Source organism: Terribacillus sp. AE2B 122, from assembly GCF_902497585.1.
Lineage (GTDB): Bacteria > Bacillota > Bacilli > Bacillales > Amphibacillaceae > Terribacillus > Terribacillus saccharophilus_A.
The window spans coordinates 45400-66904 of sequence record NZ_LR700942.1; the positions used below are offsets into that span (position 1 = coordinate 45400).

A 21505-nucleotide genomic window follows, 5' to 3' on the forward strand; every position below is an offset into this window, starting at 1 on the left:
CCCCAGCCTCTTTTTATTTCCTCTGACAATTGCCTACTTTCTTCATAATTTCAGAAGAAGGTAGCACAATATTATTTGTATAATGCAAACTATCTACTATAGGAGGGGTTACATCTGAGTAAAATAGCGATCATCACAGGTGCGGGCAGCGGTTTAGGACAAGCAACGGCGGTCCGACTTGCAGAAGAAGGCGTAAATATCGCAGTAGTGGACGTTAGCGAAAAAGGGGCTGGCGAGACTGTTGCATTAGTGAAACAAGCTGGAGCGGAAGCGATCTTCATCCAAGCAGATGTTTCCAATGAAGCAGCCGTTAAGAGTTATGTTGATAAGACTGTCGAGCATTTTGGCTCTATTGATTATTTCTTCAATAATGCTGGTATTTCAGGCAGCGGTAAATATTTTCTTGATTCTGATGTTGCGGAAATTGAACGCATCGTTGCGATAAATCTGCTAGGCGCACTTTATGGTGTCCGTTACGTAGCGGAAGTAATGGTGAAAAATGGCGGAGGTTCCATTGTTAATACAAGTTCCAGTGCTGGCGTGATTGGTCAGGATTCTGTTGTGACATATGCAGCAACAAAACATGCCATTGTCGGTATGACAAAAAGCTTGGTTGCAGAATATGCGAAGGATGGTCTGCGTGTAAACGCAATTGCGCCAGGTCCTACTGAAACTAAAATGGTGGCAGAGTTTTATGCAGCCAATCCAAAGATGAAAGAAAACGCGACTGCCGGTATACCGCAGAAGCGTCTCGGAACACCAGAAGAAGTGGCTGAACTTGTTACATTCCTTCTGACTTCAAAAGCACAGTATATCAATGGTGAAGTTATCCGTATTGATGGTGGATTTACAAATACGAAGTGATATTATGAAAGAGGGGGCGTCTTGCTTATAGTGAGGCGTCTTTTTATACAAAAAAAACTCCGGAGATGCCTGATGGCAATCCGGAGTCTTTCAAGCAATTAACGGGAGTAGAACTCTACGATAAGTGCTTCGTTGATTTCAGCAGGAAGCTCAGAACGCTCTGGGTAACGAGAGTAAGTTCCTTGCAGGCTGCTTGCATCGAACGTCATGTAATCTGGTACGAAGTTGTTCGCTTCAACAGAAGTAGCGATGATATCAAGTTTAAGTGATTTCTCACGAACACCGATAACTTGACCAGGTTTTACGCGGTAAGATGGGATATCTACGCGTTTGCCGTCTACAGTGATGTGGCCGTGGCCAACGATCTGACGAGCTTGTCTGCGAGTACGAGCCAAGCCTAGACGGTATACAAGGTTATCAAGACGAGATTCAAGAAGAGTCATGAAGTTCTCACCATGGATACCTTTCATTTTACCAGCTTCCTCGAATGCACGACGGAATTGACGTTCGTTCATGTTGTACATGTAACGAAGTTTTTGTTTCTCAGCTTGCTGCAAGCCGTATTCGGATTGCTTTCTGCGTTGGTTTGGACCGTGTTGTCCTGGTGGGTAAGGGCGTTTGTCAAGCTCTTTACCTGTTCCGCTTAGGGAGATACCAAGACGACGGGATTTTTTCCATAATGGACCTGTATAACGTGCCATGGATAAATTCCACCTTTATTATTTTATTTGCATAAAATAAAAACAGAGTGTGCTCGGTTCACCTGTTGATTATGTTTTCATGTACCATCGCTCCGACAGCAGAGAGTTACACGATACACCTTCTGAAACAAGGAGAAACGAAGATTCGTCTCTTTATACGCCTTGCCAAGAAAGGAACAAAATCAGACAAATGGGAGTTCACATAGGCCGCCATTTATTTTACACAAAGAGTATTATAAGCTTTCCGTCTGGTTAAAGTCAAGACAATTAGGTGAAGGAGATATAATGAATATAATTGTAAGTAAAAAGAACTATGATATTAATTGAGAATTGAGTCTATTATCTTATATAATAGAATAAAACTACCAAAATGTAGGTGAGATGCAGATGGAGCGGCTAACGGACAGCAATCTTGAACAGGCAAAGCTTTATTTCTATCAGCTCCTTGTATCGAGAGAAAGCTATAGTTACAGAGAGATACTTGCGCTTGTTACCGAAAATATGAAGAATCTACTGCAGGCAGACAGTGTGGCGCTATACATATATGATGAATGGCAGCAGCGATTGGACCGAATAAGCTACGCCGGGCCGAGACAGAGCGGATTCCGTCCTTCTATTGGTTATATTCGCCAGGGTGTTTGTATGCCTGATATGTTAAGGGAATACCCGCATGTATTGGATAGAGTCTTACCTTTACATCGTCCGAATGAAGAAGTCATCGGATTCCTGTATATCGGGGGAGGCGGAGAGAAGATTCCTGATTGCAGGGAACTGGCCTGGGAAATCGGGAGTTGTGTTACGCACCTTATACGTACGTTTCAAGCGAAAGAAGATGAACAGCACACTGTCCAGTTATATGAAGCAACGACAAATCTGCATGCTTCTATTGATATGCATGATGTCCTGAGAGTGCTGATCACAACTTTGCAGCGCACTTATCCGCAATTTGCTTATGCACTTTTACTCGCCCAAGACTATCACGGTGATACGGATTTGCCAATCAAAAACTTGGTTTATGATTATTCTGTCCATGAAGCCAGTACGCGGGCATATATGACAGGTGAAGTGCAAGTGGAAGCGAGTGCAAATGGAGAAGTAGTCAATCGGTATGTGCCGCTGAACGGCAAGCAGGGTATATATGGTGTATTGCATATCTCGGTTCCGGCGCCTATTGCATATTCAAAAGCGGATCATAGTTTTATTACGAAGCTAGCCAATTCGGCGGGGAATGCACTCGAGAATGCCCGATTGTATCAACACTCCAAGAAACTGATAAGTGATCTGCAGCTAATTAATGAAACATCGAAGAAAATGAATGCCAACTTGCGTCTGTCAGATACAATCACCTTGATGCATCAGCAAATCCGAGATACGTTCGGCGGGGAAGAAATTGGATTCATCTTATACAGAGGAGATCAAGACGCAGGAGACATACTGAACGGCAGTACAGGTTTTTTCTTTGAACCAAATTCCCATATCTTCTTGGAATGGATTGCGCGGCATTGCCGAGATGCACAGGGAGAGGCGATGTTTATCAGTAACTTCCAGGAACGATATCCGGATGTACCGCTTCCTTATCGGTCATTGCTGGTGATTCCGATGGTAAGGTCGGAACAGCTGCAAGGTGTTGTACTTGTGCTTCATCGCAATCCCAGCTTTTTTACTTTTGAATCATTCCGGCTTATCGAATCGCTTGTACAGCATTCGTCGTTGTCGATTGTTAATTCCATGCTTCGTGAGAGACTTGAGAATTTGGTAATCACAGATTACCTTACGAATCTATTTTCAAGAAGTTATCTGGACGAAAGAATGCATGAGCATATACTGAAAGATGCACAAGGCGGTTTCATCTTGATAGATGTGGATGACTTTAAGAAGGTAAATGATACGTATGGGCATAATACAGGTGATTATCTTTTAATCCAAGTGGCCAATCTTATCAAAGATTTGCTTGGTCCGTCGGATGTAGCAGCCAGATGGGGCGGAGAAGAGCTGGCAATTTACCTGCCGCATGCGTCTTTGGATCAGACGATAAAGAAAGCAGAAAGAATTGTTCAACGTGTTGCGGACTCAACACGTCCTGCGGTTACAGTTTCATGCGGGGTATCCACATGGACAGCTGCAGACCGTCCGGCCGTGCATAACCTGTTCTCCAGAGCAGACCGTAAGCTCTATGATGCTAAACGACTTGGAAAAAACAGATATTGTATCTAAAAAAACAGCTTCCAGTAGCGGAAGCTGTTTTTTTATTTAGTCAAATGCTTGATGAGAACCTCGATGAATTTTTCTAAGTACTTCTGATCTGTTTCATCGAATCGATTTTTGGACGGACTATCGATATCAAGCACACCGTAGGATTTGCCGTTAACGACGATAGGAACAACAATCTCGGACTGGCTTGCTGCGTCACATGCTATGTGACCAGGGAATTGATGTACATCGGCCACTAGCTGAGTTTTATTTTCTGCTACAGCAGTTCCGCATACACCTTTTCCAATTTTGATACGCACACACGCTGGAAGGCCTTGGAATGGACCGAGAATCAATTCTTCCTCTTTATGAAGATAAAAACCGACCCAATTCACGTCATCCAAGAACTGATTCAATAGAGCAGAAGCATTCGCCAGATGAGCGATTTCGTCTTCTTCGCCAGTCAGCAATGCATCTAGCTGTTTAACGAGCAATTCATAGTCCTTTTCACGGGAACCGCTATAAGCTTTTGTTTCGAACATATTATCTCCCCCATATAATTAATTTCTGTAATTCGACAGAAGGCGCGAGATTTGGCGAGCGAAAGATGCAGGGATGCATTCTTCGCTGTCGTATACAACAGATAGAGGAGCTGAGAAGATTGAAAAAAAATGACACGAAACAAAAAGTGATGGACGCCGCTTGTCAATTGTTCTACACAAAAGGCTACCATGGGACATCTGTCCGCGATATTGCGGGAAAAGCTTCGGTCAATGTCTCCTTGATTAACTATTATTATAAAAGTAAGCAAGGACTTCTGGAAGCATCCGTCGTGTTGTATTACGAGGAATATCTTGCTGTTCTGGAGAAAACAGCCCAAAACCGCGGGCAGGACTCTTCCAGTACCTATCTGAAACAATTAATTGAAGCAATTATACATTATAAACTCTCGCGGAATCAATTCACGGCTTTCATCCAAAGGGAGCTTATGCTGGATTCCGTCTTTGTCAGGGAAATGGCAGTGACGTACTTGGCGAAGGAGAATCATACGTTGAAACAAGCCTTTCGTGATTACCTGGAGTCGAATGGGATACGGGAACGAGAAGGAGTCTATCTTTATATGCAGCTTTCCGGTATGCTGTCTGCACCATTCACGATGAACAAAGAGATGAAAGGGATGCTGATGTCAGAAGAGTCACGCCGCTATTTTTGCAGCATGTATACATCAAGTATCCACCATTGGATCGATACGTTGACAACGGTTTCCTCCGCTGCATTGCGTGCTGTATCAGCCAATTGATGCATCACCTCGGGAAAAACATGGAAAATAACAGAGAAATTTGAAAAAATTTAGCCATATTTGCGGTTTACATGGTATCATATTAGTATTAAAAATAGATAACGATTATTAGGGTATTACTCCTTTTTCCCGAGTATTGGTTAGGAGGCTGGACATTGCCATACATCATCGGAGGAATTATATTAATCATCGCCCTGATCATCTTGGGCTTGATTATGAGAAAGCGAGTTTATGATGAAGTGGACCGGCTTGAGAGCTGGAAAATGGATATATCGAACCGCAACGTATCAGAAGAATTAGCGAAAGTGAAAGCGTTGAACCTGTCTGGAGAAACACAGGAAAAATTCGAATCGTGGAAGGAACGCTGGGATCATATCGTAACCAAAGAGCTTCCAGATACAGAAGAGGCTCTTTTTGATGCGGAGGAAGGTGCTGACCGCTATCGTTTCAACAAAGCGAAGCAGCATCTGCAGCGAGTAGAAGCGATACTATCCCAAGTGGAGGATAAGATTGAAGCCATGTTCCGTGAGCTGGATGAGCTGCTTGCATCAGAAGAAGAAGCACGCAAGCAGGCAGAGGCTTTGCAGCCTGCACTTCAGACGCTGAAGCGTATGATTTCGCAGCATCGCCATCAATATGGAAAAGCAGACGTGCGTTTTGAGACAGCTATTGCTGAGCAAATCACACAGCTGGCTACCTATCATTCACTCATTGAATCTGGCAACTACTTCGAAGCCAACCAACTCATTACAGACGTGAAGATGAAAACAGAGTCACTGGAAGCAGAGATTGAGGCATTCCCTCAAGCTTACAAACAGGTGAAGCAAGATCTTCCGTCACAAGTTGCGGATCTGCTAGGCGGCATCCGCGAGATGAAACAGGATGGCTACCGGATCCATCATCTTGGTTTCGAAGACGAGCTGAAGGCTGAGAAGGAACGATTGGACCTTCTTATTAAACAGCTGGAAGCAGGCGATACAGAAGAGACAAATTTAGTTATCCCTGCTTTGGAAAGCCGTATAAAAGAAATGTATCAGCTTCTTGAGAATGAGGCTGTTGCCAAGAATTATGTGGATTCCAAATTCGAGCAATATGTCCATGCTGTCGAGAAGAAAACAGAGGCCTATATCAAGACGAAAGAAGAAGTGGATCTGCTTCGGGAGTCTTATTTCTTTACTGATAATGATGTCGAATTCCATCTGAAGCTTGAGACAAAGATCTCCAGACTTATCAAACAGCTTGAAACGATGCAGCTAGAAATCAATGATGAGCTTGTATCACATGCGAAGCTGAAGGAAGAGCTGGAAGCGGGCTTCCGCGAACTGAGTGCCATAGAAGAAGAACACAAGGCAATCCGCGAAAAGATCAAGACATTGCGTAAAGATGAATTAGAAGCAAAAGAGAAAATTGCTGACATGCGGCAAAAGCTATACGATGTAAATCGTAAGCTGCAAAAGAGTAATATCCCAGGTGTACAGCAGGAAGTTTGGCAGCTAGTAGAAGAGAGCCAGGAGAAAACTTCCCGTACAATGGAGGTGCTCGAAGCACATCCGCTAGATATGGCTGAGGTCCGCACACATCTGCAGCAAGCAGAGGAAGTCACCAATGCAACCATTGAACAAATTGAGCATTTACTGGAACAAGCTTATTTGGCAGAAGTAGTGATTCAGTATTCCAACCGGTACCGCAGCCAATATCCGATGCTTGCAGCCGAAATGGCTGAATCAGAGAAGCTGTTCCGTGAATATCAATATGAACAAGCATTAGAGCGGGCTGCTCGTGCATTACAAGATATAGAACCAAAAGCGTTGGAACGCCTGGAAAAACATATCAAGGTTCCCAGCTGATAAATAAAGCAATCCCTTGCCACAAGCGAGGGATTGCTTTATTTTAGTAAAAGACAGTTTGAAGAGTGGGGGACGGATACATGATTTACTTTGATAACAGTGCAACAACGAAGCCGCACCCAGATGTGCTTAACAGTTACACGGAGGCGGCACAAACGTATTTTGCTAATCCTTCTTCTTTACATCGATTGGGTGGAAGTGCAGAACAGCTGTTGACTGCATGCCGGAAACAGGCGGCACAGCTTTTACATGTCGGGGAAAATGAGATTCTCTTCACATCCGGCGGAACAGAAGGGAATAATCTAGCAATAAAAGGAACGGCATTACAGAAAAAACGTTTCGGGAATCATATTATCACGACGACCGTAGAACATCCTTCTGTCTTGGAGACTTGTGCGGAATTAGAGAACCAGGGCTTTAAGGTGACATATGTTGATGTGGATAAGTACGGATATGTAACGGCTGAAAAGATAAAAGCGGCCATAACAGATCAGACCATTCTCGTAAGTGTGATGCACGTGAATAACGAACTTGGTACCATCCAGCCAATTAAGACGATTGGTCAGATGCTGACCGAATTTCCTCATATTACGTTTCACGTCGACCATGTCCAAGGAGCCGGGAAAGTGGCACTCGATATCAAGAAGAGTAATATTCACCTTTGTACGCTTTCAGCTCATAAATTTCATGGAATGAAAGGCAGCGGTATTTTGTATAAAGCTGCTAATACACGTATAGTGGCACAGTTGTCCGGTGGAGGACAGGAACAGGCGCTTCGTTCCGGAACCGAAAATGTACCTGGAATAACAGCTATGGTCAAAGCGTTGCGTTTGGCAATGGAAGAGCTGCAGGTTCATCCTGCTAAGCTTTTTGAACTTAGGGAGAGACTTTGGGCAGGTCTTGGGAAAATGGATGATGTGGTACTTCATTCTCCGCCTGCTGGTGCTCCACATATTGTAAATTTTTCCGTACCAGGATTGAAGCCTGAGGTGTTGGTACATGCTCTTGGAGAAAAAGAAATTTATGTGTCGACCAAATCAGCGTGCTCTTCCAAAAACAGCGATGCAAGTGCCGTTCTGCTTGCTTGCGGGGTACCGGATACACAGGCAGAATCCGCTATCCGAGTGAGTTTTTCTTATGATAATACACAGCAAGAAGTAGACTACTTCCTGCAGATTCTGGAAAAGACATTAAAACATTTAAAGAAAGTGATGAGGTAAGCATATGCAGTATGATCATATATTGATACGTTATGGAGAAATGGCATTGAAAGGAAAGAATCGGAAGCATTTCACCAAACAATTGGAAAATAATGTGAAAGACCAAATCAGACCTTACCCGAAAGCGAAGATAGAGCGAACGCGTGACCGGATGTATATTCATCTTCACGGAGAGAAACATGAACCGATTGTAGAAGCGTGTCGGAACATTTTCGGTATCCATAGCTTCAGTCTGGCTATACGAACTGAAAATGAAGAACTGGCAATCAAACAAGCTGCATTGCAGCTATTGCTTGATAATCCAACTGGAACATCTTTCAAAATATCATGTCGCCGAACAAACAAGCAATTCCCGATTGACTCACAGGAGATGAACCAGCGCATTGGCGCTTATGTTCTTCAGAACAGTGAGGGCTATCCTGTTGATGTAAGAAAACCAGGTGTCGATATCATGGTAGAGATACGTGAGCGAGCAACATATGTTACAGGTCAAAAAATCAAGGGACCGGGCGGCTTGCCGGCAGGCAGTTCAGGTAAGACATTATTGATGCTTTCAGGCGGTATTGACAGTCCTGTAGCAGGTTACCTGGCAATGAAGCGCGGAGTGGAGATAGAAGCAATCCATTTTCATTCTCCTCCTTATACGAATGAACGTGCAAAACAGAAAGTTATCGATTTAGCGCAAACATTATCAAAATTCGGTGCTAAAGTGAAAATTCACGTTGTTCCATTTACAGATTTACAGGTAAAGGTGCATCAAGAGATACCTTTTGGCTATAGCATGACAGTCATGCGTCGGATGATGCTGCGTATCAGTGAACGAATTGCAGAAAAACACGGCATCATGTCACTTACTTCCGGAGAAAGCCTTGGCCAGGTTGCAAGTCAGACGATGGAAAGTATGTTTGCAATTAACGAAGTGACGAACTATCCAGTACTGCGCCCGTTGATAACGATGGACAAGTCTGACATCATCGATATTGCAAAACAAATCGACACATATGAAATTTCAACTCGTCCATATGATGACTGCTGTACAGTATTTGTACCGGAAGCGCCTAAAACAAAGCCTCGCCGTGAAAAGGTCCACTTGTATGAAGGGACAATCGACTTTTCAGCTGAATTCGAACGAGCTATCGAAGGCACAGAAATTATCACTGCATTGCCAGATGAAAACAATGCGCCATTTGCTGATTTATTGTAAGAACTTCCCAACTAAATAATCTGTATGTTACTCTCCTTGTCGGCGCATCCTACTTGTACAAGGAGGTGACACACAATGGCTAACAACAACTCAAGCAACCAGCTAGTAGTACCTCAAGCGCAACAAGCTCTAGATCAAATGAAATATGAAATCGCACAAGAATTCGGTGTACAGCTTGGCGGAAACGAAACTTCTCGTGCCAACGGATCTGTTGGAGGAGAAATCACTAAACGTCTTGTACGCACAGCACAAGAGCAATTAAGCAGATAATTTCATAAGTATGGCATAAAGGGGCAGCATTCGCTGCTCCTTTTCTGTGTAAAAACAAAATGAAATGCTTATCCTATTGCTGAAGGGAGCTGGAAAATATGTGGATAGTCATTAGTTTTGGGCTTGGAGTACTGCTGTTGGTAGCAGTTGCTCTTGTTGCTAGAGTGACAGTACATATTTGTTATGATCAAAAAAAATGGAATATCCGGATTAGGGTTTTCGGCATCTGCGTGCATAAGCGGCAATTCAAACAGCAATCATCCATTGAACACACGTCTGCCGATGATATAAATCAACAGCTATCCAATCTCTTCACGGACCTGCAGAGGATTTGGAACTCCTTTCCACATCTGCTGCAGATTACAAAAAGTGCAGAGATGCAGCAATTTCGCTGGCATACAACAATTGGAATGTCCGATGCAGCAGCAGTAGGTACCATGGTTGGTTTGGTGTGGACTATAAAAGGAATAGCCAATCAAATAATCCGGTCGAATTTCCAGATCAGACAGCCCTTTGACATCCAGGTACAGCCGGTTTTTCAAACTTCCTTCTTTGATACAAGCTTTCAATGCATAGTGTCTATTCGTACCGGGAAAGCTATGCAGGCTATTATATCCAATGCCAGAGGAAGATAGGAGGAGCAGTATGGCAGATCATCCAATTCAAGGCTTAATGAAGACTGCAATGGAAAACCTAAAGGAAATGATTGATGTTAATACAATAGTGGGTGATCCAGTGGAAACACCTGATGGCAGCATCATCTTGACTGTGTCCCGGGTTGGTTTTGGATTTGCTGCTGGAGGAAGTGAGTTTGATGCAGCTTCCCAAGGTAAGAGTGATCAGAAAGAGCTGCCTTTTGGAGGGGGAAGCGGTGGCGGCGTGTCCATCACACCGATAGCCTTTCTCATCGTAGGCCATAAAGGTGTCAAAATGATTCACCTGGATGAACAGACACATTTGTATGAAAAGCTTATTGAAGCAGCACCAGCAGCGGTAGAAAAAATCCAAGAGATACTCAAGCAAAATCCGAAGCAGAAAAAGCAGCAAAAATCACAAAGATCTGATGATGAGACTATATATTGACTAAAAGGCCGCCTGTTGGTGGTTTTTTTGTTTATAATCCGACATTATTCCGCTATAATTTAAAGATACTGAGCTTGAAACGGGAAAGCGCAAAGAGAGAAGGTTATACTTGAAACAGAAGATAAATCTGCGGACGCAGATGACTGCACTGGTGTTCATTGTCGTAATCTTGGCTGTGACGACGACATTTGTCATGATTGGGATTGAGACGAGTAATAATATTAAATCCCAAGAACGGGACCGAGTGCTGCAAACTGCCAAGCTGATAGCTGTTGACCCGGTAGTCATGCAGGCGACGGATGAGCAGGATTCCGCTACACTGCAGAAGTTTACTACCCAGGCAATGGGGATTACGGATGCAGATTTCGTTGTGGTAATGAACATGGACAGTGTTCGGCTGAGCCACCCGGATACAGCTGAGATCGGAAAACGATTTGCCGGCGGAGATGAAACTCCAGCGATACAAGGGAAAGAATTTGTATCCAAGGCAAAGGGGACTCTGGGATTAAGTTTGCGGGCATTTGCCCCGGTCTATAATGAACAAGGAGATCAAGTCGGAGTTGTTGCGGTCGGAATAACGATGAATGAGTTGAATGAAATCATTCGAAGCAATCGCTTGCCATTATATTTGGCTACGGTACTTAGTTTAGTAATTGGTTTAATTGGAGCTGTCCTGCTGGCACGTAAAATAAAACAGATTATGCACGGGATGGAACCGGATGAAATTGCTGCACTTTTAAGTGAGCGAATTGCAATGCTGGAATCGATCAAAGACGGGATGTTAGCTGTTGACACGAATGGGAAAATTCAGATGGTCAATACAGAAGGAAAAAGATTGCTGGAAGAGATGGGGATCAAAGGAGAGCTGAAGAACCGTCATGTCGATGATGTGCTCCCAGTTACTAAACTTCATCAAGTTATAGCATGGAATAAACCGTTGATTGGCCGTCAAGTGGAGCATAATGGATTGACACTCGTCATGAATGAAATCCCTATTCAGATCAAAGGAAAAACCGAAGGAGCAATTGCAACATTTCTTGACCGAACGGAATATAACCATCTGAACGAAAAGCTGACAGATACAATGCTTTACGCGGACGCTCTTAGGGCGCAAACACATGATTTCATGAACAAGCTGCATGTGATTCTTGGTCTGTTGGAATTGGAGGATTACGATCAGCTGGAACGCTATGTGAAAAATGTTGCCGGTAAAGAGAGATCTGCTACGATAGCGATGATTCACCATCTTAAGAATCCAATCCTTGCCGGTTTTCTGCTCGGGAAGAAAAGCTATATGGCGGAAAATGGTGTTCAGCTGGAAGTGGATTGCAGAGATACAATACCGAATACATCTGAAAAAATGAATCAGATGCTAATTACCATATTAGGTAATTTAATGAACAATGCAGTGGATGCTGTTGATCAGCAGCCAGAAAAGCGTGTCCAGCTATCCATGAAATATAACGATGGACAGCTCTTCTTAGAGCTGACGGACACGGGAAAAGGGATCAGTAAAGAACAGCAGGAGAAAATTTTCACACAAGGTTATTCCACAAAAGGAAACGACCGTGGCTTTGGCCTTTATCAAGTGGAAGACTATGTGCACAAGCTAGGTGGCTATCTTGTCCTTACAAGTGAGCCGGGTGAAGGAACTACCTTCAGCGTCCAGCTGCCGTATGATATACAGGAGGATGTAACAAATGATTAAAGTACTGATCGTGGAAGACGACCCGATGGTTAGCGAATTGAATAAGCGCTATGTTAAACAAATGAGTGGATTTGCAGCTGTCGGAGCTGCTCAAAATTATAAGGAAGCCCTTGAATTCATTCAGCAAAATGAAGTCGACCTTCTTCTTTTGGATGTATATATGAAAGGTAAGAACGGAATAGAATTGCTTAAAGAAATTCGCAAACGCGACCAGAAAGTGGACGCTATCATCATTTCTGCGGCAAGTGAAAAACCGATGATTCGAGAAGCACTCCAATACGGAGCTGTCGATTACTTGATTAAACCTTTCGAATTCGACCGATTCCAGAACGCTTTAAGCGGCTATCGGAAGCGTCAGCTTATCTTCAGCAATAAAGAAGAGATGACGCAGCAGGAATTAGACAGCCAGCTCTTGCAGCTGCCTGAGCAGGAGCAAATGATGCAGCTGCCAAAAGGTCTTACAAGAAGTACTCTAAAGGTTGTATGGAACAGTATTCTTACTTTCCGTTACAATTTCTTCACAACAGAGGATATTGCGAAAGAAACCGAAATGTCGCAAGTATCTGTACGAAAATACCTGAAGTTCCTAGAGGATGTGCAGCTGCTCGAAGTGGAAATGCATTATGGCAGTATTGGGCGTCCGGTCTTCAAGTATCGCGTTAACGCAAATACTTCCCATCACATCAGCCAATATATCTGACAAAAAGAGGCTGGGGCATAACTAAATTCCCATCGCTTAAACCGAATGTTATTCTTGAGCGCCGCTTCGCCAGAACACTCCGCTTTCCACCCGCAGGAAAGCGGAGTGTATTTCCGGAGCGACAGCATAGCTCTATATATATCTTAATGTAGCAAAAAACCAGACAGTGCCGTATTATTTTACGGTATTGTCTGGTTTTTTGTAATACTTAAAGGCTTTTGTCCCAGCCTCTTTTTAATTTTGAATAGTAATGATGACCTTACCGTAGGCGTGGTGCTGATCGAGGTAGGTGAAGGCCTCTTTAAACTCTTGGAATGGATATACTCGATCTATTAAAGGACGGATTTTATCTGCTTCTATTAAATTTGTCAGCTCTACCAAGTCATCAGTATTATGTTTTTTTAAGAAGTTGCCTAACTTTTTGCCGCTTCCCAACGTGAAGATAGGACCAAGCAGCATCGCTTCGAACATTTGGGAAGCAGATCCGCCGACCATCACATACACGCCATTCTCAGTCAGTAATTTCTTGTAAGTAGCAAGATGCTGATAACCGTTAATGGCCAGAATTGCGTCGAAGGAACCATAATACTTGGTTAAATCGATTTTTCCATAATCTAATACATAATCAGCACCTAATAACTTCATATTCTCCATATGTTTCTTACTGCAAACAGCGGTGACGGTCGCTCCGAAAGCTTTGGCAACTTGGACAGCGAAAGTTCCAACACCCCCTGATGATCCATAAATCATGATGCGTTGTCCGGGCTGTACACGAACTGCGTCACGTAATGCTTGTAATGCAGTTAAAGAAGCTAAAGGAACGGCCGAGGCTTGAAGGTGAGAAAGGTTGGTCGGTTTCAAGGCAAGTGCCTTTTCTGGAACAGCAACATATTCAGCCAATGAGCCGAATCCATAATTGGACAAATCAGCATAAACTTCATCGCCTGGTTTGAAGTGTTTTACTTGTTTTCCGGCAGCTTTCACAACACCTGAAATATCGCTTCCGGTTATTATATGCTTTGGTTTGAAAACCCCGTAAGCAAAACGAGCGAGAAAGGGTTTGCCTTTCAGCAGAACTAAATTAGCTTGGTTAAGTGAGGCGGCATGTACTTTAATAAGCAGCTCATCGTCTTTTGGCACAGGATCAGGCACTTCTTCTATTTTGAGTACAGAAGGGGAACCATAACTCCGTGTCGTTATTGCCTTCATAATAAGCACACTCCTTTCTGACTGTTTATCGCGCTATTATATTCCAGTAATATTGCATACATGCTAGAAACCATGGTCAGAAAAGGTATGAATACACTATAGATTTATAAGACATCCTAAGTAAAATCGGACGTCGTTTTTTAATTACAAAAGTTATCTTACATTTAGTTTAGTTAAAAAATAACACAGGTAATTTTGGTTAAATTAGAATAGTCGTATCTACTTAGGGGGTGCATTCTTATGGAAATGAAATCGCATACAAGCGATCAACAATCCAACAACCAAAAGCCATCAGGCTTTAACAAAATTATGGAATGGAAAGTCGGTGTTATGCCGCTTCCGGTGTATATCGTATTAGCAATCATTGTTCTTATTGCTGCATACACTAACCAATTACCTACTGACATGATTGGCGGCTTTGCAGTCATCATGGTACTAGGTGTGCTGCTAGGGGACATCGGTCAGCGCATACCTTACTTCAACAGCATCGGGGGACCAGCAATTCTATCCTTGTTTGTTCCGTCCATGCTTGTGTTCTTTGACACATTGAGTTCATCAACTTTGGAAGCTGTCGATCAGCTGATGACGTCAGACGGATCCAACTTCCTTTACTTCTACATCGCATGTTTGGTAGTAGGTAGTATTCTTGGTATGAACCGGACAGTCCTTATCCAAGGCTTCATCCGTATGTTCATCCCATTGGTAACTGGTACGATTGCTGCGGTAACAGTTGGTACTTTAGTTGGTATGCTGTTTGGTTACAGCATGCATCACACTTTCTTCTATATTGTTGTACCAATTATCGCTGGTGGTATCGGTGAAGGTATCCTTCCATTGTCTGCAGGTTATGCAGGTGTTCTTGGCGGAGATGCTTCAACTTATATCTCTCAATTGGTTCCAGCTGCTATCATCGGTAACGTTTGTGCCATCATCATCGCTGGACTAATGAAAAAACTTGGTGAAAAACGTCCAGAGCTTGCAGGGCATGATAAACTAGTTCGCTCCAACAAGGGCGATAAAGTATTGGAAGCTGCAAAAGAAAGCTCTAATAAAGCAATTGATTTCAGTTTGATGGGAGCAGGTCTCCTTGTTGCAATGAGTTTGTTTGTTCTTGGACGAGTTGTCGAGCATTGGATCCACGTAGTGGCTGGCTTTACATTGTCTGGCGCTATTATCATGATCATCGCTGCAACAATTATCAAGTCTGGTAACCTGCTTCCTGCTAAGCTTCAAACTGGTGCGCAGCAGCTGTACAAATTCGTTTCTACTGCATTCACATGGCCATTAATGGTCGGTTTGGGTATTGTTTTCATCCCACTTGAGGATGTAGCAAGTGTATTTACCATCGGCTTTGCAGTAACTTGTGCGTCTGTTGTTATCGCAATGGCTACTACTGGTTACTTTGTAGGTAAATTGATGAATATGTATCCTGTTGAAGCTTGTATCGTTACAGCTTGCCACAGTGGTCTTGGCGGTACAGGGGACGTTGCAATCCTTTCTGCTTCCGGCCGTATGGCGTTGATGCCTTTCGCGCAGATATCCACTCGTCTTGGTGGTGCTGCTACTGTTATCGGTGCAACAGCATTAATGCATTTCTTCGGATAAAAAGCAAAGCTCAGCTTCGGCTGGGCTTTTTGCTTGCAGCAGAGCCTGCTCTCGCTTCTGTCCGCTGCTTTTGATACAATAAGGCAGATGCAGTGAAATGGAGGAAATGATACGTGGAACAACAGAATGTAGAAAAGGTTTACCAAGCACTTGACCAAATGGCCGAGGCATTGGAAACACGTGAAAACATACCTTATCTTGATGCACTTGGTGCAGCAATGGAATATATATTGGATCGCGATACAGAAATAACAGAACAGCCATTATTAAAACAGCAGCTGGAGAAGCATGCGGCTGTATTTGACGATCAGAGCTACCAAAAAGAAGAGATTCGAAAAGGTATTCAGTTGTCTCTCCTGAAAGGTATGAAAGGTGCTACGCAGCAGCAGCACATGCTGACGCCTGACACTGTTGCAATGCTTATTGGATACTTAACAAATAAGTTAATTGGAAAAAATGAAGATTTTCGTATTTTCGACCCAGCTGTTGGTACAGGGAATCTGCTTACAGCAGTTTTGAATCAAGTTGAGCGGGAAGGACATGCTTACGGCAGTGATGTGGATCCGACTTTGATTCAGCTTGCTGTCATGAATGCCAATATGCAGGAAAGACAAATTGAATTTTTCCATCAAGACAGCCTGCGCCCGTTTCTTTTGGAACCGGTTGATCTTGTCGTGAGTGATTTGCCAGTCGGTTATTATCCTGATGATATCCAAGCAGCACAATTCGAATTAAAGGCAGAAGAAGGTCATTCTTATTCGCATCATCTGTTCATTGAACAAAGTCTGCATTATACAAAAGAAGGCGGTTACCTGCTTTTTGTCGTGCCAAACTTCCTGTTTGAAAGTGATCAAGCTCGCTCACTGCATACATTCCTGCAGCAGCATGCGCATATTTTAGGATTACTACAATTTCCGGAGAGCATGTTTAAAAATGAATCTCAGGCGAAAAGTGTTTTGATTCTGCAGAAAAAGGGGACGCTAACTACAGCACCGAAGCAAGCGTTGCTTGTACAGCTTCCGTCCTTTAAGAACCCAAATGCGATGGCAAATGTTTTGAAACAGATTAATGATTGGTTCGATAATGAGCTATCTGGTTTAAAAAACTAAAAAAATTAACGAAAACTAAAACAAGTCCTCGACATATCTTGCAATGAGCTTGTCGAGACAGGTAAAATAGGGAAGTACGTAAAAGTTTACAAGGGGCTGAACATGTTGAGTAATATTTTAGCAATCAACGCTGGTAGTTCTTCATTAAAATTCCAGCTAATCCACATGCCTGAGGAAGACGTAAAGGCAGTGGGTCTCGTAGAACGTATCGGACTGAATGATTCCATCTTCACTATCAAATTCAATGGTGAAAAAGATGAAACAACTAAAGATATTGAAAATCATGAAGAAGCAGTAAAAATGTTGCTTGAGAAGCTGACTTCCACTGGCGTTATTTCTTCTTTGGACGAAATCGACGGCGTTGGACACCGTGTTGTACACGGCGGAGAGAAATTCAGTGATTCTGTTCTTATCACAGACCAAGTGATGGAAGAGATTGCGGAAGTATCCGAGCTTGCACCATTACACAACCCAGCAAACTTAACAGGAATCCGTGCATTCAAGGAAATTCTGCCGAACATTCCGGCGGTCGCTGTTTTCGATACAGCTTTCCATCAGACAATGCCGCCTGAGTCTTATCTATACAGTCTTCCATATGATTATTATGAAAAATATGGAATCCGTAAATATGGTTTCCACGGAACAAGCCATAAGTACGTTTCCCAGCGTGCTGCTGAATTGATGGACCGTCCAGTTGAACAGCTTCGCTTGATCTCCTGCCACCTAGGTAACGGAGCAAGTATTGCTGCTATTGAAGGCGGGAAATCAGTTGATACATCCATGGGCTTCACACCGCTTGCTGGTGTAACAATGGGTACGCGTTCTGGTAACATCGACCCTGCACTTATTCCATTCATCATGCGTAAAACAGGCAAGACTGCTGATGAAGTTCTGCATGTATTGAACAAAGAAAGCGGAATGCTAGCGCTATCTGGTTTTTCCAGTGACTTGCGTGACATCGAAAGCAAATCTGAAGCAGGCGATGAGCGTGCAGAGCTTGCGCTTGATGTCTTTGCAGAAAGAATCCACAAATACCTTGGATCTTACGCTGCGCGCATGAGCGGAGTAGATGCAATCATCTTCACTGCTGGTGTTGGTGAAAATAGTACGACTGTCCGTGAGCGTGTCCTTAAAGGACTTGAATTCATGGGTGTCTATTATGATCCATCCTTGAATAATGTACGCGGTAAAGAACAATTCCTGACTTACCCACACTCTCCAGTGAAGGTTATTGTTATCCCGACAAACGAAGAAGTTATGATTGCAAGAGACACAGTTCGTCTTGCGGAAACTGTAACAAAATAATTTAGCAGAAAAGCTAGTCCCGAACCTAATGGGACTAGCTTTTTTTGCATTTTCAAGGGTGGAAACAATGGTATACTTGGGACGAAAGCAAGTCTTGTTACATACGAAATGGAGGCAAGCAGAATGAAGATTGGTGTACCGAAGGAAATAAAGAATAACGAAAACCGTGTTGCTATGGCACCGTCTGGTGTAACACTTTTGCATGAAGCAGGACATGATGTGTTCATTGAGACGGGAGCTGGCTTTGGCTCGGGCTTTACAGATGAACAATATGAACAAGCTGGTGCAGTTATCGTACCAACCGCAGCGGATGCCTGGAGTAAAGAAATGGTTATGAAAGTCAAGGAGCCGCTTCCGGAAGAATACAATTATTTCTATGAAGGTCTCATTCTTTTCACATATCTGCACCTTGCGGCGGAAGGTTCTTTGACGAATGCCTTGATTGAGAAGAAGGTTGTTGGTATCGCTTATGAAACAGTCCAGCTGGAAGATCGATCCCTTCCGCTTCTTACACCGATGAGTGAAGTCGCAGGTCGCATGGCATCCCAAATAGGTGCACAATTCCTGGAAAAACCCTACGGCGGCAGCGGTATTTTAATGTCTGGTATACCAGGTGTGAAGCGTGGTAAAGTCACGATTATCGGCGGCGGTGTTGTTGGAACGAATGCAGCAAAGATTGCGGTTGGTCTTGGTGCTGACGTAACGATAGTCGACTTGAGTCCGCAGCGTCTGCGGGAGCTCGATGATTTGTTTGGCAACTCGATCAATACGGTTGTCTCCAACCCGCTTAACATAGCGGAAGCTGTAAAAGAATCCGATCTGGTTATTGGAGCTGTTCTCATACCTGGGGCCAAAGCGCCCAAGCTGGTAACAGAAGAGATGATCGCAAGTATGAAGCCCGGATCTGTTGTCGTTGATGTTGCAATTGACCAGGGTGGTATTTTTGCAACATCCGATAAAATTACAACACATGATAACCCGACGTATACAAAGCATGATGTATTACATTATGCAGTTGCCAATATGCCTGGTGCGGTTCCGCGTACTTCCACAATCGGGCTGACAAATGTGACTGTTCCTTATGCACTGCAGCTTGCTAATAAAGGATATCAGCAAGCTTGTCTGAACAATCCATCCTTGGCAAAGGGAATAAACACTTTGGATGGCTTTGTAACGTATCAAGCAGTAGCGGAAGCACATGATTTGACGTTTGAAGCAGCTGACAATCTGCTGAAGAGATAAAAAACGAGCATCTGCCGAAAAGCAGATGCTCGTTTTATTTTAACCGATGATTTGTAAATCGCGTGGATAAGCAGTAAGAACATCAGGGCCATTCTTTGTAAGGAAAATATCATCCTCAATGCGAACGCCGCCGACACCAGGCAAATAAATACCAGGCTCAATTGTGTAGCACATGCCATCCTGTAATGCTTTTGTATTGTTGCTGGACAATGACGGGAATTCATGTACGCCGATTCCTAATCCGTGTCCGACGCGGTGCGTGAAGTACTCACCATAGCCAGCTTGTTCGATATGGCCGCGGGCCGCTCTATCGATTTCAGAAATAGCAGTTCCTACTTGTGAAGCTGCTGTTGCTTTCTCGAGGGCGATTCGCACTGTATCATGAATATGCTGCTGGTCAGCTGTTACATGCTTATAAGCAACTGTCCGGGTAATATCTGAGCAGTAGCCTTCAAAGATGACTCCCAAATCAAATAAGACAAGATCTCCTGCTGCAATCTGTTTACCATCCGGAGTTCCGTGCGGAGAAGCAGTCTTCGCACCGGACAAAACGGTTGTCGCAAATGACATGCTCTGTACACCTTCTTGCTTCAGTGCATATTCTAGCTCCGCTACAATTTGTAGTTCACTCTTTCCAGCTGCAATTGCCTCGATGCCTTTCTTGACACCAAAATCAGCAAGTGCTGCTGCTTGTTTCAACAAAGTGTATTCTTTTTTGTCTTTGATGTTTCGTTGGTTCTGCAGAAGTTCCGTCGCACTCGTCAACGCTGTGTCTGACAGAATATGCTGCAGCATCTCCAAACGAAGTACTGACATATGATCCTTTTCGATTCCCATGGAAGCTGGAATACGGCCTCGTTCTTTTAGGTAATCCTTGAAAAGCTGCCAGACATCTTCATGGTCGTGGTATGTAAGCATTTCTTCCTTCCAGCCGGCTTGTAGGGCGTCTTCTTTTTCCATTGCCGGCAAAATGAGCAGTGGTGCATCCTTTTGATCTGCGAATACAGCTACGAGTCGCTCATGCGGATCTGTATAATAATTGCTCACATAATACACGTTCTCCATGGAGGTGATGAACACGCTGTCTGATTGGTCACCTTTTAACTGTTGTAATAATGTATCGATTCTGTGTTGCATAGTAAATCCTCCTTTTCCCCCAGTATAACAAAAAACGTATTGCGTTTCTTCCGTATACAACTGTGGTAAACTAAATGCGAAAAAATGAAAAGGGGTTGTAAACTTGAAAATCTCATTCCACGGACAAGCTGTTGTACAGATTGTGACAGAAAAGCATACGATATTAATCGACCCGTTCATCACTGGAAATGGTACTTGTGATTTAAATGCTGACGATGTGCAGCCAGATGTGATTCTGCTGACACACGGACACAATGACCATGTCGGAGACACTATTTCAATCGCTAAACGCACTGGTGCGCTGGTTGTTGCGCCGAACGAATTGGCAGTTTACTTGGAAGGCAAAGGATTGAACACACATCCAATGGGTATCGGCGGTGCGCATGAATTCGAATTTGGCCGTGTAAAGCTGACGCAGGCGTTTCACAGCAGTGCTATAACGGATGAAGATGGTACCCACTATATGGGAATGCCGACTGGTATTCTATTCACGGCCGAAGGCAAGACAATCTACCACGCGGGCGATACAGGTTTATTCTCGGATATGAAACTTATCGGAGATATGAACACTATCGATGTTGCTTTGCTCCCAATCGGTGATAATTTCACAATGGGTCCTGAAGATGCACTGATTGCTGCTGAGTGGGTGAAAGCTAAACAGGTTATTCCGATTCATTACAACACATTCCCGTTGATTGAGCAGGATGGCGCGGCATTTGCAGAAAAAGTGAAACCTGGTCAAGGTGTCCACTTGGAGCCCGGCCAATCTATTACAATCTAAAGAAAACAGCATCCTGTCACAGGGTGCTGT

The 21505-nt window shown here is 43.6% G+C and carries 20 protein-coding genes; 16 read left to right on the plus strand and 4 right to left on the minus strand.

All coding sequences use genetic code 11. The features are described from left to right. Positions 1–114 precede the first annotated feature (114 nt). Positions 115–864, plus strand: a complete 750-nt coding sequence (locus AE2B122_RS00215; RefSeq protein WP_175073266.1) for an SDR family NAD(P)-dependent oxidoreductase — start codon at positions 115–117, stop codon at positions 862–864. A 98-nt stretch (positions 865–962) separates the two neighbouring features. On the opposite strand, the gene rpsD is transcribed toward AE2B122_RS00215, so the two are convergent. Next, positions 963–1565 carry a 30S ribosomal protein S4 gene (rpsD, locus tag AE2B122_RS00220; RefSeq protein WP_038562254.1) on the minus strand — a complete coding sequence of 201 codons (603 nt, stop codon included), beginning with the start codon at positions 1563–1565 and terminating at the stop codon, positions 963–965. Between the two features lie 387 nt (positions 1566–1952). On the opposite strand from rpsD, the gene AE2B122_RS00225 reads away from it, so the two are divergent. Continuing rightward, entirely contained in the window at positions 1953–3779 is a 1827-nt protein-coding gene (locus AE2B122_RS00225) for a diguanylate cyclase domain-containing protein (RefSeq protein WP_175072778.1), read from the plus strand. Positions 3780–3811: 32 nt separating this feature from the next. On the opposite strand, the gene AE2B122_RS00230 is transcribed toward AE2B122_RS00225, so the two are convergent. After that, complete coding sequence (locus AE2B122_RS00230; protein ID WP_095220607.1) at positions 3812–4297, minus strand: GAF domain-containing protein; 486 nt, start codon at positions 4295–4297, stop codon at positions 3812–3814. A 119-nt stretch (positions 4298–4416) separates the two neighbouring features. Here AE2B122_RS00230 and refZ point away from each other — a divergent pair, with 119 nt between their 5' ends. From refZ to AE2B122_RS00275, 9 genes are all read left to right on the plus strand, one after another. Beyond that, entirely contained in the window at positions 4417–5055 is a 639-nt protein-coding gene (gene refZ, locus AE2B122_RS00235; RefSeq protein WP_095220608.1) for a forespore capture DNA-binding protein RefZ, read from the plus strand. Positions 5056–5210: 155 nt separating this feature from the next. Beyond that, positions 5211–6902 (plus strand): septation ring formation regulator EzrA, encoded by a 1692-nt coding sequence (gene ezrA / locus AE2B122_RS00240; RefSeq protein ID WP_175072779.1) that lies wholly within the window; start codon positions 5211–5213, stop codon positions 6900–6902. A gap of 80 nt (positions 6903–6982) precedes the next feature. Further along, positions 6983–8122 (plus strand): cysteine desulfurase family protein, encoded by a 1140-nt coding sequence (locus AE2B122_RS00245; RefSeq protein WP_175072780.1) that lies wholly within the window; start codon positions 6983–6985, stop codon positions 8120–8122. A gap of 4 nt (positions 8123–8126) precedes the next feature. Continuing rightward, positions 8127–9326 carry a tRNA uracil 4-sulfurtransferase ThiI gene (thiI, locus tag AE2B122_RS00250; protein ID WP_175072781.1) on the plus strand — a complete coding sequence of 400 codons (1200 nt, stop codon included), beginning with the start codon at positions 8127–8129 and terminating at the stop codon, positions 9324–9326. Positions 9327–9401: 75 nt separating this feature from the next. Then, positions 9402–9596, plus strand: coding sequence for an alpha/beta-type small acid-soluble spore protein (locus AE2B122_RS00255; protein WP_095217236.1), 195 nt, complete (start codon positions 9402–9404; stop codon positions 9594–9596). A 98-nt stretch (positions 9597–9694) separates the two neighbouring features. After that, complete coding sequence (locus tag AE2B122_RS00260; RefSeq protein WP_175072782.1) at positions 9695–10231, plus strand: DUF2953 domain-containing protein; 537 nt, start codon at positions 9695–9697, stop codon at positions 10229–10231. A 10-nt stretch (positions 10232–10241) separates the two neighbouring features. Further along, a complete protein-coding gene (ytfJ, locus tag AE2B122_RS00265) occupies positions 10242–10679 on the plus strand; it encodes a GerW family sporulation protein (RefSeq protein WP_175072783.1) in 438 nt (145 codons plus the stop codon). A 109-nt stretch (positions 10680–10788) separates the two neighbouring features. Then, a complete protein-coding gene (dcuS, locus tag AE2B122_RS00270) occupies positions 10789–12387 on the plus strand; it encodes a DcuS/MalK family sensor histidine kinase (RefSeq protein ID WP_095220614.1) in 1599 nt (532 codons plus the stop codon). After that, positions 12380–13087 (plus strand): response regulator, encoded by a 708-nt coding sequence (locus AE2B122_RS00275; RefSeq protein ID WP_038562230.1) that lies wholly within the window; start codon positions 12380–12382, stop codon positions 13085–13087. The genes dcuS and AE2B122_RS00275 overlap by 8 nt, the downstream gene beginning before the upstream one ends. Before the next feature lie 234 nt (positions 13088–13321). Here the strand turns inward: AE2B122_RS00275 and AE2B122_RS00280 are convergent, their stop codons facing one another. Continuing rightward, on the minus strand, positions 13322–14296 hold the full coding sequence (locus AE2B122_RS00280) for an NAD(P)-dependent alcohol dehydrogenase (protein WP_175072784.1): 975 nt from the start codon (positions 14294–14296) through the stop codon (positions 13322–13324). Positions 14297–14536: 240 nt separating this feature from the next. Here AE2B122_RS00280 and AE2B122_RS00285 point away from each other — a divergent pair, with 240 nt between their 5' ends. The 4 genes from AE2B122_RS00285 (at position 14537) to ald (ending at position 19557) form a co-directional block, all read left to right on the plus strand. After that, complete coding sequence (locus tag AE2B122_RS00285) at positions 14537–15901, plus strand: 2-hydroxycarboxylate transporter family protein (RefSeq protein WP_175072785.1); 1365 nt, start codon at positions 14537–14539, stop codon at positions 15899–15901. Positions 15902–16014: 113 nt separating this feature from the next. Next, positions 16015–17010, plus strand: a complete 996-nt coding sequence (locus AE2B122_RS00290; RefSeq protein WP_175072786.1) for a class I SAM-dependent methyltransferase — start codon at positions 16015–16017, stop codon at positions 17008–17010. 105 nt (positions 17011–17115) lie between these two features. After that, positions 17116–18315: an acetate kinase gene (locus AE2B122_RS00295; RefSeq protein ID WP_095220628.1), complete on the plus strand. Its 1200-nt coding sequence runs from the start codon at positions 17116–17118 to the stop codon at positions 18313–18315. A 123-nt stretch (positions 18316–18438) separates the two neighbouring features. Then, entirely contained in the window at positions 18439–19557 is a 1119-nt protein-coding gene (ald, locus tag AE2B122_RS00300) for an alanine dehydrogenase (protein ID WP_095220618.1), read from the plus strand. A 39-nt stretch (positions 19558–19596) separates the two neighbouring features. Here the strand turns inward: ald and AE2B122_RS00305 are convergent, their stop codons facing one another. Then, complete coding sequence (locus AE2B122_RS00305) at positions 19597–20694, minus strand: Xaa-Pro peptidase family protein (RefSeq protein ID WP_175072787.1); 1098 nt, start codon at positions 20692–20694, stop codon at positions 19597–19599. Between the two features lie 103 nt (positions 20695–20797). On the opposite strand from AE2B122_RS00305, the gene AE2B122_RS00310 reads away from it, so the two are divergent. Beyond that, entirely contained in the window at positions 20798–21475 is a 678-nt protein-coding gene (locus tag AE2B122_RS00310) for a metal-dependent hydrolase (RefSeq protein WP_095272628.1), read from the plus strand. Positions 21476–21505 lie beyond the last annotated feature (30 nt).